Here is a 12,187-nt window from a genome sequence, read left to right on the forward strand (position 1 = left end):
GCGCCAAACGTCGGCGCCAAAGCAATCGTGATGAAGGGTCAGATTGGACGGCTCATCCTTCCGGTAGACCTGGCGACGACCTACTCTCCCGCGCCTTGAGACGAAGTACCATCGGCCCTGGAGGGCTTAACGACCGAGTTCGGAATGGGATCGGGTGGGGACCCTCCGGCATAGCCACCAAGTCAACAAAAAGGATGAATTTTTACCATCGCGCGTTTTATCTGAAAACCGCATCGCACTTTTCAGAACGCGCTAGAGAAGACATCAAACGTCTGTAGCAAATCATCGCGCTCATGAGCTTTGATGAGAACGATCAAGCCTATCGAGCGATTAGTACCAGTAAGCTTCACGCCTCGCGGCGCTTCCACACCTGGCCTATCAACGTGGTGGTCTACCACGGCTCTCAGCGAAGCCTTGTTTTGAGGTAAGTTTCCCGCTTAGATGCTTTCAGCGGTTATCTTTTCCATACTTAGCTACCCTGCTGCGCGGCTGGCGCCACGACAGGTCCACCAGAGGTATGTCCATCCCGGTCCTCTCGTACTAGGGACAGATCCTCTCAAGCTTCGTACACCCACGGCAGATAGGGACCAAACTGTCTCACGACGTTCTGAACCCAGCTCACGTACCACTTTAATCGGCGAACAGCCGAACCCTTGGGAGCTGCTCCACCCCCAGGATGTGATGAGCCGACATCGAGGTGCCAAACTTTGCCGTCGCTGTGGACGCTTGGGCAAAATCAGCCTGTTATCCCTAGAATACCTTTGCGTGTTGTCACGGCTGTCAGAAATCCTCGGCGCTGCAACCTGCCTTTTGCGCCGCATCGAGGGCGGCCGCGAAGCCGTCGATCTTAAACCTGGCGGGACGCCGGCTTGTGGTGGTCTCGATCTGGACCGAGTTGGCCGAGAAAATCCGATGTTCGGGGACGCGGAGCAGACCGCCGCGGATCTGCTGCGCAAAGCCCAGGTGGGCCAGTTCGGCTTCGTCGCCGTGCGCCCAGATCGGCGGGCCGTCGTCGGTACGATAGACAGCGGTGGCGGTGTCGATGCGTTTGGGCAAGTGGAAGACGAGGGCCCGGCGCTGGTAGTCGACCCGGCCACGGGACAGCTTACAGCCCGGCGGCCGGTGAAGGGCTCAGCATGGGCGCGCAGGGTCCAGCCGGCGACACGGCTGGTGTCACTGTGGGACGGGGCATGACGCCACGACGTCGGCAGCAGCATGAGCGCGATCAGGGCTGGGTGGGTTGGCATTGTCTTGGCGGCTCTCAGCGCTAGGGTGTCGGTTGGGTCAAGGGCGGCATGTCCGCCGGGCGCTCGGCGCCGGCGCCTGGGACCGACAGGCGCGGCGGTGGTGTCGATGGAGCGGCGACGCTGTCGATGTGCGCGACGGCGCCTGCCCAGGGTGGCGTACCGAGGCTCTCGACCCTTTTCAGCGATCCTTGAGGGCTGTAGATCCGCGCGCCTGGGATCAGGTATTGCGCCTCCTCGAGCCCCATGGCCGACAGCAGGCCGGCGCGGGCGACATAGGCGTCGTGACGGCTCTGGACCAGGCCGAGCCGGGCATTGGCCAGCTCAAGCTCGGCGTTCAAAAGGCCGATGGTGGTGCGCAGGCCGGCCCGCTACTTTCCCTTCCGGCGTTCTTCGCCGCGTTGATGTTCAAGTCGGTCAGGCGCTTGTTTCGTAGTTGAGGTCGTCCGCTGTTAGCCCAACCTCGCCGCTGATCCGTCGTCCGGACTCGCCGAGTTCTTAGATTCGACGCGGCGCGCCCGTCGATTCACGGATCACCAGGTCGGGTCTCAGCACCACATCGACGCCACCTTGCGCCTCCTCGCGCACCAAGCTGAGCAGCAGACGGGCGGCCTGAACGCCCATCTCACGATGGCGGATGCGGACCGTGGTCAGCGGCGGGGAAACTATGTCGACCAGGGGCATATCGTTGTGCCCAACCACCGAGACATCTCCCGGGCAGGACAGCCCCCGGGCGCGCAGGACGTCGTAAATCCCCAGGGCCAGAAGGTCATTGGCTGCCACGATGGCGGTGATATGCGAGGCCCGGTCCAGCAGGAACTGGGCGGCTTCGCGCCCGGCTTCACGCGTATAGGCCGCGGCGACGGCGACCGCCGCCGGTTCGACCCCCAGATCATGACGGGCCATGGCCGCCAGGAAACCCTCCTGCCGACCCTTGCCTGTCGACACGTTCTGAGGACCGGCGATGTGGCCGACCCGCCGGTGGCCGAGCCCGACCAGGTGATCCACCGCCAGGCGCATGCCGCGCGCTTCGTCGCTGACCACAGACGAGACCCGGCGGTCCTCGTCAGAGCGGCTTACCGTCACCACCGGCGCCCGGGCCTTGATGCACAGGTCGATGATCGAGTCCCGCAGCGTGACCGTGGCCAGCACCAGGCCATCCACCTGTCGGGCCAGCATCCGCTCGACCACCAGCCGCTGATGATCCGGATCAGGGCCGGCGTTTGCCACCATGGCCACATAGCAGTCCGCCGCGAGCGCCTCTTCCAGGCCCTGCAGGATGGGTGCGAACACCGGGTCGGCGATGTCCGGCAGGATCACGCCGATGGTATGCGAGCGCCGCGTGCGCAAGCTCGCGGCCAGGCCGTTGGGCACATAGCCGAGCTCGGCGGCGATGGCCATCACGCGCGCGGCGACTTCGGCTGACAGCCGGTGGCGGGTCGCCGGATTCAGCGCCCGCGACACCGTCGACGAATGGACCCCTGCGCGCCTGGCGATGTCCTGGACCGTGGAGCGTGCCGTCATCGGCCGTCAACTTGTGCAACGGAAACCATTACAGATGATACTCCCAACAGCGTAGATTCCTTTTGGAATCACATTTTTATCGTACGTGCTTGACGAAATGGCGACTGATGCCAATTTCTCTTGTGCACTCGATTGCACATCGATCGCACAGAGCTCGTTATGATCATAGAGCATGAATCTGAGGTCGCCGACGCGGTCGCGAGCGCCATGGCCCTCGCGCGCAGGAAGTTTGATGGTCGAAGCTAGCCCGCACCACGTTGACCAGGTTCTGGCGGCGGTAGAACGCCCAACGAACCCTCTGACGGACCAGACCGTCTGGAACTCTTGGATAAGGTCCGCCGAAGCCCATGGCGTCGATCCAGGCTCGGCCGAAGCTCCGCGGATCCTGACCGTCGCAGAACTTCGCCAACCGCAGGATGCGGCCGCTCAGCTCATCGATCTGGCTCAAGTTGAGCTCGACCGGCTATACAAGCTGGTGCAGCCGGTCGGCTATGTGGTCTTGCTTTGCAACAAGGGCGGACTGGTGATCGCTCATCGTGGCGAGGAGTCCGAAGCCGCGCAATATAGGCGCTGGGGAACCTGGCTCGGCGGCGTCTGGTCAGAGCAAGCCGAAGGCACGAACGGCGTTGGCACCTGCCTCGCCGAGGCGAAAGCCGTGACCGTTCATCGCTCTCAACATTTTCGGGCGCGGCATATCAATCTGAGCTGCTCCGGCGCTCCCATTTTCGGCGCCAGCGGCGAACTCATTGGCGCCCTGGATATTTCGTCAATCAATCCCGCGCTGTCTGAGCATTCCTACGCCTTGACCGGCGCGCTCACCGTCGCATCGGCGCGGGCGATCGAGGAACGGTGGTTTCGAAAGCAATTGCATCGGGCGTGGATCGTTGCGGTCGGTCCAACCGATCAGCCCCGGTGTGAAATGCTGATCGCGGTTGATCGGGAGCGGCGCATCGTGGGCGCTGACCGGTCCGCCCGACGCGCGCTGTCGCAGCTGGGGTGTCTGGGCCCGCTTGAGGGACTTGACCTCTGGGCCCTCTTCGAACGCAACGACGCCTTGTTCCAGCACAATGACCGCGGCGATGTGCTGGTCGCGGTCAGCCCCCGCGGAACTGAGGAGCTGTGGCCGGCGATCATCACGCCGCCGGAGCCGGCTCTGGCCCTATGGTCGCAGTCCCACCCTGATGAGTATCGCCTCCGGCCGCGGTTGGACTCGCTTGCGCTTGCGCTCGCCCCGCGCCCGCCTGTCCAGGCGCGCGGAGGATTATCACCAGCGACGCTGCGCCGTATTCGCGATTTCGTGGACTCCCATCTGGAGCGGAAAATCGATCTGCGCTCGCTCGCCGCGACCGCCGAGCTCTCCATCTATCACTTCGCCCGCGCCTTCAAACAGGCCGAAGGCGTGTCTCCGCTCGCCTTTGTCATGGAGCGCCGCATCGCCAAGGCGCGTGAACTGTTGAGCCGCACAAGTCTTCCGCTGTCCGAAATCGCGCTTCAGGTGGGTTTTGCCGATCAGAGCCACTTCGCCCGCAATTTCCGGCAAGCTGTCGGTGTGACACCGGGGCGGTTCCGAAAGCTGTTGACCTAAATCTCCGAACAACGCGCCCCAAGTTACCCTGCGGGCGGGCTGTATTTCCTTCGGTCCCCCGCGGTTGACGCTGACAATTCCGCAAGCTGGTTCCACCATAGCAAGATCCGGCAGGATACGGGGTCGCGAGCCGGATAGAATCGCTCGGTTGTTCAGTCCTGTAAAGCGCGAGGCGAATGTCGGATTCCCCCTGTACGGCGAGAGCGCCGGTTCACGCCGGCTCGCCGCGCGGCCTCGTCCATCGTCAGGCCGTCGGCGCCGCTTCACTGATCCTTGGCGCTTTCGTCTCACCCCTCTCGGCCATGGCCGCCGCCAGCGTCATCCTGAGCGCCGGCGCGGTGAACGCCTCGGAATTCGCGCTGAGGGGCGTCGCCGCCTATTCCGTCATCGGCTTGGCGATCCTGGCGATCCTGGCGGCGCTGAGCTCTATGTTGATTGGTCTCGCGCGCCGAAGGCGGGCCTTCGACCAATTTCGCGAAGCCGTGGACGTCATGCCCGAGGGTCTGAGCATCTGGGATGAGAATGATCGGCTGTTGGCATGGAACGACCGCGTCGCGGATGCCGCCGAGATCAATACTTCAATGTTGCGCGTCGGCATGCCCGCCGGCGAATATCTGCGCATAGTCGCGGCAAGCGATTGCGCCATCGAACCCGGTGATCTTGACGCCTGGGTCCGCGACCGCAGAACCGCGCGGCGCAAACCCAATGCGGAATTCGAGCGGCGAACGCGCTCCGGCCGGTGGTTTCGCATCGAAAATCGCCGCACCGCGCGGGGCGGCCTCGTCACCGTCTCGGTCGACATAACCGACTTCAAGCGCAACGCCGAGATCCTGGTGCAGGCTCGGGAGGAGGCCGAGGCGGCCAACAAGGCCAAGTCAGAATTCCTGGCCAATATGAGCCACGAGATCCGTACGCCCCTGACCAGCATTCTGGGCTTCGCCGGGCTACTCGAAAACATCGACGGGCTCCCGACCAAGGCGAACACCTATGTCAACCGGATCAAGACAGGCGGCCAAGCCCTGTTGTCGCTGGTCAATGATATATTGGAATGTTCACGGCTGGAGGCTGGAAAGGTAGAATTGGCCCCGAAGGCTTTCGATCTCGCGGCGTTTATTGATGACACCGTCGGATTGATCTCAACCGGCGCCAGGAACAAAGGCTTGACGTTCAAGCTCGCGGCGGCCGATGAACTTCCCCAGACGGTCACTGCGGACATGGACCGTCTGCGGCAGGTGTTGCTCAACCTGCTCAGCAACGCCGTAAAGTTCACCGAGTCTGGATCGGTGACCCTCGCCGTAAGCCGACAGGCCGAAGGCGGCGAACGGATACGCTTCGAGGTCATCGACACCGGGGCCGGCATATCGCCGGAGGATGCCGCTCGGCTGTTCCAGCGCTTCTCCCAGGTCGATGGTTCGAACACGCGCGAGCACGGCGGCGCCGGCCTTGGCCTGGTCATCTCCAAGGGCTTGGTCGAAGCGATGGGCGGCGAGATTGGCGTCGATAGCGCCGAGGGTCGCGGATCGACCTTCTGGTTCACCGTCGAGGCGCCCGCGGCGAGCCAATCCGGCCCCGCCACCACCACCGAGATCGAGGAATGGCGTCTTGCCCCGCTCCGGATCCTGATGGCCGACGATGTCGCGGTTAACCGCGAACTCGTCGCGGCCATGCTCTCGCCTTTCGATGTTCAGCTATCGCTGGCCAACAATGGCCAAGAGGCCGTCGATACGGCTCTCGATGCGGTGTTCAACCTGATCCTTATGGATCTTCAAATGCCTGGAATGGATGGTCTCGCCGCGACGCGGGAGATCCGCAAGAGGTCGGATCTGAACAGGACAACGCCAATCCTGGCCCTGAGCGCCAGCGTCATGCCGTCCGAAGTGGCGGCCTGCCGCCAGGCCGGAATGAACGATCACGTCGCCAAGCCGATCGATCCCAGCGAGTTGCTGAGCAAGATCGCGCTGTGGGCCAGGGCCAGTTCGTGATCTCCAAGGTGCTGGGCCTTGACCTCTAAAGCGCCGATGTTGGCCCCGTCGGGCGACGCCCCTGCGGGTGATCTGGCCGCCACGCTCGATCTTGTCGTTGTCATTGAAGATGACGACGTCTTGCGATTTGCGCTGGGAAGACTGATCCGCGCGGAAGGCATGAACGCGACTCTTTTCAGATCCGCACGTGAGTTCCTGGATGCGCCACGCCCCGAAGGTCCCAGCTGCCTCGTCCTTGACGTGAACTTGCCAGGCCAGAGCGGCCTGGACCTCCAATTCGAACTCGCCAAGGCCAAACCGCCGTTTGCCATTATCTTCATCACCGGGCGCCGGGACGTGGCGACATCGGTGCAGGCGATGAAGGCCGGAGCCTTCGATTATCTGACCAAGCCGATCCGCGAGCAGGAGCTGATCGCGGCCATTCGCAGCGCGATCGAACTGGATCGCCAACGCAAACGGCGGCAGGCCGACGCGGCCGACCTGCGCAAAAGATACGACGCCCTGACCCCGCGCGAACAGCAGGTCATGGCCTTGGTCGTCGCCGGGCGCCTGAACAAGCAGATCGCCGGTGACATCGGCGTGCAGGAGGTCACGGTCAAGGTTCATCGCGGGCACGTCATGCGAAAAATGGGCGCCCGATCCCTGGCCAATTTGGTCCGCATGGCGGACAAGCTCGCGCCGCCAAACGAGTCGTAACGCGCACTATACGTAGGTATAGGTCCGAGCACCTGGTAATACTTTAGTCACACCGCACGTGCTTCCTGTCGATATCAGTTTTATTGGCAGCGCGAGCTTACAACAGTGCTATGCAATCAGGTATATATTTTCACCAAAACTATCATGAACGCCACGACAACCGATATGTATTCTATGTTTCGGTGTAAATTACCCCCTTACAAAAACTAGACCGCAGCGTCTACGCAGAACCCACACCAAAACCACAACAGAATTGCGCCCGCGATTGGCCGCCTTTGGCGCCGCACGGGGACGCCGACTGGCGCCGCAACAGACCGAGAGACAGCGACCGTTATGACCAGTCAGGGATCCACCGAATCCAGCGGAGCAAACGTGATTGAACTGCCATCCGACATCACCATTCAAACGGTGGACGAGACGTATCGACAGCTGATCGAGGCGATCAGGACCACACCGTATATTGTCGTAAAGCTCGGCCCGAATGCGGCGATTGACTTGGCTGGCGTGCAACTATTGATCGCGGCGCGTGAAGCGGCTCGGGACAGCGGTGGCGAATTCTGTTTGGCGGTAGCGGCCGAGAATGGCCTCTTGGGGACGCTCCGCCGCGGCGGGTTCCTGCAAGCCGCCGACCAGCGCGCATTCTGGCTCAAGGAAAAGGGGCAACCGTAATGGCGTCTATTCTGACGGTCGACGATTCGGCGAGTATTCGACAGGCGATCAAGATCGCCTTGATCAATGAAGGCCACGAGGTGGTCGAAGCCAGCAATGGCGCCGAAGGACTCAGCAAGGCGGGCGCCGGCGCCTTCTCCCTCATCATCACCGACCTCAACATGCCGGTGATGGACGGGCTGTCGATGATCCGGGGCCTGCGCGCTAAACCTCAGCATTCAGGCGTGCCGATCATCTTCCTGACCACCGAGAGCGATGCCGGCGTCAAGGCCGAGGCCCGGGCGGCGGGGGCTACAGGCTGGCTGACCAAGCCCTTTAACCCCGACCAGTTGGTCCAGGTGGTCAAGAAGGTGCTGGCCCGGTGAGCAGCGATGATCCCATCGCCATCTTTCGCCAGGAAGCGCAAGACCTGCTCGAGCAGGTCGAGCAAGGGCTGTTGGACCTGGCTGGCCGGCCCGGCGACCGCGGCCTGATCGATGCGGTGTTCCGCGGGCTGCACACCCTGAAAGGCTCGGGAGCCATGTTCGGCTTCGACGCTTTGGCCGCCTTCACCCACCACTGCGAGAGCGCCTTCGACCAGGTGCGCAAGGGTGAAGTCGCCACTACGCCAGCTCTGGTGTCTGCGGTCCTGGCCGCACAGGACCACATGCGCGCCCTGGCCGAGGGACGTAACGCTCCGCCGGAGACCGGCGAGGCCCTTCTGGCGGACCTGCGCCGGGCGGTGGAAACCGCCGGCGGCGAGAGCCCGGCCGCCGCCCCGCTGGTCCTGACCACCTTCCGCATCCGTTTCAGCCTGCCGCCCGACGCCCTGGCCAACGGCGTCAGGCCGCTGCCGCTGCTGGACGAATTGCGCGAACTCGGCGACTGCGCGGTCATCGCGGTGACCGACCGCGTGCCACCGCTGGAGGCGCTTGAGCCTACCGAATGCCATCTGGCTTGGGATGTGGTGCTGACCACCGACAAGCCGCAATCGACGATCGAGGATGTCTTCATCTTCGTCCTCGACGAGATGACCCTTGAGATCGAAGCCGAACCCTGCGCGGCGACGCAAGCCCCTGCGGACGCTGAGGACAAGGCCGCGGCCGCCGAAGCGCGCGAGGCTACAGCCTCCGGGGTCGCGGTCGCCCACCCTTCCGCAGGCGCCAGACAACTCGAAGCCAAGACCGCCCGCGCGGTGGATTCGGTGCGCGTGCCCGCCGAACGCATCGACGAGCTGATGGACCGGGTCGGCGAGCTGGTGATCGCCCAGTCGCGCTTGAAACAGGTGGCGGCCACCAGCGGCGAGGAACAGCTTCGCACCGTCGCCGAAGAGATCGAACGCCTGGCGGGCGAGCTCCGCGACACCATGATGGTCGTGCGCATGGTCCCAGTCGCACAGCTGTTCGGCCGCTTCCGCCGCCTGATCCACGACCTTGCGCGCGACACTGGCAAAGAGATCGACTTCGCCACCGAGGGCGAATCCACCGAGTTGGACAAGACGGTGATCGAGCGCCTCGCCGATCCCCTGGTCCATCTGATCCGCAACGCCGCCGACCACGGCCTGGAGACGCCGGAGGCGCGCCTGGCCGCCGGCAAGCCGCGATCCGGCAAGGTGGTGCTGGCCGCTCGCCAATCCGGGGCCGAGGTGATCATCACCGTCACCGACGACGGCCGCGGCGTCGATTGCGAGCGGGTGCGCGCCAAGGCCGAGGACGCCGGCCTGCTCGCGCCCGGCGCGGCGATCTCGGACGAGGAGCTTTTGCAGTTCATCTTCCACCCCGGCTTCTCCACCGCTCAGGCGATCACCAGCCTGTCCGGTCGCGGCGTCGGCATGGACGTGGTCAAGCGCACCGTCGAAGGCCTGCGCGGCTCGATCCGGATGACCAGCACGCCGGGCGAAGGCTCTGAGATCGCGCTTCGGATCCCGCTGACCCTGGCGATCATCGAAGGCCTTCTCGTGCGCGTCGGCCCGGCCCGCTACGTCATCCCATTGGCGGCGGTCGAAGAGTGCGTCGAGTTGTCCGTGGAGCAGGACCTGCGCTCCACCGGACGCAGCTTAATCACGCTGCGGGACAAATTGGTGCCATTCATCCGCCTTAGAGACCTGTTCGCCACCCACCTCGCGCCCGATCCGCACCAGAAGGTGGTGGTGGTCTCCACCGGCCAGGAGCGCGTCGGCCTGGTGGTCGACCAGATCCTCGGCGACCACCAGACGGTGATCAAGGCGCTGAGCGGCTTTCACGCCGACGTGGAGACCTTCTCGGGCGCCACCATCCTCGGCGACGGCGGCGTCGCCCTGATCCTCGACATCGCCCATCTGGTCGCCGCCGGCCAACGTCAGGACGCGCAGCTGCGCGCCGCAAGCTGAGCCAGGCGAGCAAGATGAAATCGGACATGAGCGGCATCCAGGCCACCAAAACCACCGAGGTGCTGACCTTCGATCTGCGCGGCGAAACCTTCGCCCTTGAGGCGGGCCTAGTGCGCGAGGTTCTGGACGTGACCCCCGAGACCGCGGTCCCGGGCGCCGCGCCCTTCGTCGGCGCGGTGATCAATTTCCGCGGCCGGGTGATCCCACTAGCGGACCTGCGCCTGGCTTTCGGCTTGGGCCGGGCCGAGACCACCATCGACAGCCGCATCGTGGTTATCGAACACGATCTCGGCGGGGAGCCCACCCTGATCGGCCTGCGCGCCGACAAGGTGCACGAGGTCACGACCTTGAACCGGGTCGACAGCGAGCCACCGCCTAGCGTCGGCATGCGCTGGCGGCCCGACTTCATCTGCTGCCTAGTCAAGCGGAACGGCGAATTCATCGTGGTTCCGGACCTCGAACAAATCTTCACCACCCGCGGCGGCGCCACCGGCGCGAGCGGCCCGTTCAATCTCTCCTGAAAAGGAAATCACATGCGCTTCACCGTCAAGAGCAAGCTTATAGTCGCCTTCGGGGCGGTCATCTTCATGTTGCTCACGGCTGCCGGCTTCGGCGTCACAGGTCTCGCGACCATCCACAAGAACATGGTCGACTATCAGGGTCCGGTCTCGCGCCTGAAAACCGCGGATGACTTGCAGACGGATCTACTGCAGGTCACCCGTTACGAAAAGAACCTGATTATGGAGACCGACGACGCGAAGATGAAGACCTACGACGCCAAACTCAGCGACGCGTTTGCGACGACCGAAAAACAGCTGGCAGACGGCGAACGGACGGCGAGTCCGCACACCAGGGAACTGTGGAATAGATTTCGGACCAACTGGGAGCAGTTCAAGCCGATGAACGCCAAGGTGCGCGAACTCGGCCTCGCGAACAACAATGTGGTGGCCGCGAAGTACAATATGGAAGACATGGCGCCGGCCCTCGACGCCATGGTTCAACTCGGCGATCAGATCATAGCCGCTTCGCAATCGGAGATGGACGAGGCCCAAGCCGCGGCGACACAGACCTACCAGACGACGCGTAATGTGCTTGTTGCGGTCGCAGCGCTATCGCTGCTGCTCGCCACCGCCGCGGCGACATACATCGCGTGGAGCCTATCGCGCGGTCTGCGCACTGCAGGCGAGGCGGTCGCTCGCGTCGCCGAGGGCGACTTGACGCAAATGGCCCAGATCACGACCCGCGACGAGATCGGCGACCTCCTAGGCCATGTGAACCTGATGGTGGAGCGACTTCGCGGCGTTGTGTCGGACGCAATCTCGGCGTCGGAGAACGTGTCTTCGGGCAGCCAGGAGCTGTCGGCCTCCTCCGAGCAGATGAGCCAGGGGGCCACCGAGCAGGCCTCGTCCGCAGAGGAGGCGTCCGCCTCGATGGAGGAGATGGCCGCCAACATCAAACAGAACGCCGACAACGCCGCCCAGACTGAGAAGATCGCCCGTCAGTCGGCGAAGGACGCTGAGATTTCCGGTGACGCCGTCAACCGCGCCGTGACCGCTATGCAGACCATCGCCGAAAAGATCACCATCGTCCAGGAGATCGCTCGCCAGACCGACCTGCTGGCCCTCAACGCGGCAGTCGAGGCCGCCCGCGCCGGCGAACATGGCAGGGGCTTCGCCGTCGTCGCCTCCGAAGTGCGCAAGCTGGCAGAACGCAGTCAGACCGCGGCGACCGAAATCGGGTCCGTGTCGTCCGAGACGGTCAAGGCGGCGCAATCGGCTGGCGCCATGCTCGTCGAACTTGTGCCCAACATCCGCAAGACCGCCGAACTGGTGGCCGAGATCAGCGCCGCCTGCCGCGAGCAGGACATCGGCGCGGCCCAGATCAACGAGGCCATCCAGCAGCTGGACAAGGTCACGCAGCAGAACGCCGGCGCTTCGGAGCAGATGTCCGCCACCTCAGAGGAACTGGCCGCCCAGGCCGAGGAGCTGCAGGCCTCCATCGCCTATTTCCGCACCGAAGCCGGCGCCGGCGCGCTGGTCCATAGGACCGCCCCCGTGGCCAAGCGCCCGGCCTCGGTCGCCGCTAAGGTAGCGGTGCGCAAGCCCTCCGCCAAGGCTGCCCCAGCCCGCTCGCCCGTCGC

At 64.2% G+C, this 12,187-nt stretch carries 11 protein-coding genes, 1 rRNA gene and 1 other annotated feature; of the genes, 9 read left to right on the forward strand and 3 right to left on the reverse strand.

Translation table 11 applies throughout. The features are described from left to right. Positions 1–67: 67 nt before the first annotated feature. Positions 68–182: ribosomal RNA gene (gene rrf / locus VGI62_RS13545) — 5S ribosomal RNA — on the reverse strand. Positions 183–322: 140 nt separating this feature from the next. Continuing rightward, positions 323–801 (reverse strand) — a sequence feature (23S ribosomal RNA rRNA prediction is too short). 111 nt (positions 802–912) lie between these two features. Here rrf and VGI62_RS13550 point away from each other — a divergent pair. Then, positions 913–1,194 (forward strand): hypothetical protein, encoded by a 282-nt coding sequence (locus VGI62_RS13550; protein WP_331505026.1) that lies wholly within the window; start codon positions 913–915, stop codon positions 1,192–1,194. A 73-nt stretch (positions 1,195–1,267) separates the two neighbouring features. On the opposite strand, the gene VGI62_RS13555 is transcribed toward VGI62_RS13550, so the two are convergent. Beyond that, positions 1,268–1,585, reverse strand: a complete 318-nt coding sequence (locus tag VGI62_RS13555; RefSeq protein ID WP_331505027.1) for a hypothetical protein — start codon at positions 1,583–1,585, stop codon at positions 1,268–1,270. A gap of 157 nt (positions 1,586–1,742) precedes the next feature. Further along, on the reverse strand, positions 1,743–2,768 hold the full coding sequence (locus VGI62_RS13560; protein ID WP_331505028.1) for a LacI family DNA-binding transcriptional regulator: 1,026 nt from the start codon (positions 2,766–2,768) through the stop codon (positions 1,743–1,745). A 232-nt stretch (positions 2,769–3,000) separates the two neighbouring features. Between VGI62_RS13560 and VGI62_RS13565 the strand changes: the two genes are divergently transcribed. From VGI62_RS13565 to VGI62_RS13600, 8 genes are all read left to right on the forward strand, one after another. Further along, positions 3,001–4,353 (forward strand): helix-turn-helix domain-containing protein, encoded by a 1,353-nt coding sequence (locus VGI62_RS13565; RefSeq protein WP_331505029.1) that lies wholly within the window; start codon positions 3,001–3,003, stop codon positions 4,351–4,353. Positions 4,354–4,529: 176 nt separating this feature from the next. Beyond that, the gene (locus VGI62_RS13570; RefSeq protein WP_331505030.1) at positions 4,530–6,335 is read left to right on the forward strand and encodes an ATP-binding protein; all 1,806 of its coding nucleotides are present in this window, start codon (positions 4,530–4,532) and stop codon (positions 6,333–6,335) included. A gap of 39 nt (positions 6,336–6,374) precedes the next feature. Next, positions 6,375–7,031, forward strand: coding sequence for a response regulator transcription factor (locus tag VGI62_RS13575; RefSeq protein ID WP_331505031.1), 657 nt, complete (start codon positions 6,375–6,377; stop codon positions 7,029–7,031). Positions 7,032–7,364: 333 nt separating this feature from the next. Continuing rightward, entirely contained in the window at positions 7,365–7,700 is a 336-nt protein-coding gene (locus VGI62_RS13580; protein ID WP_331505032.1) for an STAS domain-containing protein, read from the forward strand. Beyond that, on the forward strand, positions 7,700–8,065 hold the full coding sequence (locus tag VGI62_RS13585) for a response regulator (RefSeq protein WP_331505033.1): 366 nt from the start codon (positions 7,700–7,702) through the stop codon (positions 8,063–8,065). Before VGI62_RS13580 ends, VGI62_RS13585 begins: the two co-directional genes overlap by 1 nt. Then, positions 8,062–10,047 (forward strand): chemotaxis protein CheA, encoded by a 1,986-nt coding sequence (locus tag VGI62_RS13590; RefSeq protein WP_331505034.1) that lies wholly within the window; start codon positions 8,062–8,064, stop codon positions 10,045–10,047. The genes VGI62_RS13585 and VGI62_RS13590 overlap by 4 nt, the downstream gene beginning before the upstream one ends. Positions 10,048–10,073: 26 nt before the next feature. After that, positions 10,074–10,568 (forward strand): chemotaxis protein CheW, encoded by a 495-nt coding sequence (locus VGI62_RS13595; RefSeq protein WP_331505035.1) that lies wholly within the window; start codon positions 10,074–10,076, stop codon positions 10,566–10,568. A 12-nt stretch (positions 10,569–10,580) separates the two neighbouring features. Beyond that, on the forward strand, positions 10,581–12,187 hold a 1,607-nt coding region (locus VGI62_RS13600; RefSeq protein WP_331505036.1), incomplete at its 3' end, for a methyl-accepting chemotaxis protein.

The organism is Phenylobacterium sp., from assembly GCF_036495085.1.
GTDB lineage: Bacteria > Pseudomonadota > Alphaproteobacteria > Caulobacterales > Caulobacteraceae > Phenylobacterium.

Coding starts and splice junctions, on each gene's coding strand:
- VGI62_RS13580 (WP_331505032.1), top strand. CDS start 7,365: ATGACCAGTCAGGGATCCACCGAATCCAGCGGAGCAAACGTGATTGAA.
- VGI62_RS13550 (WP_331505026.1), top strand. CDS start 913: ATGTTCGGGGACGCGGAGCAGACCGCCGCGGATCTGCTGCGCAAAGCC.
- VGI62_RS13570 (WP_331505030.1), top strand. CDS start 4,530: ATGTCGGATTCCCCCTGTACGGCGAGAGCGCCGGTTCACGCCGGCTCG.
- VGI62_RS13595 (WP_331505035.1), top strand. CDS start 10,074: ATGAGCGGCATCCAGGCCACCAAAACCACCGAGGTGCTGACCTTCGAT.
- VGI62_RS13585 (WP_331505033.1), top strand. CDS start 7,700: ATGGCGTCTATTCTGACGGTCGACGATTCGGCGAGTATTCGACAGGCG.
- VGI62_RS13565 (WP_331505029.1), top strand. CDS start 3,001: ATGGTCGAAGCTAGCCCGCACCACGTTGACCAGGTTCTGGCGGCGGTA.
- VGI62_RS13560 (WP_331505028.1), bottom strand. CDS start 2,768: ATGACGGCACGCTCCACGGTCCAGGACATCGCCAGGCGCGCAGGGGTC.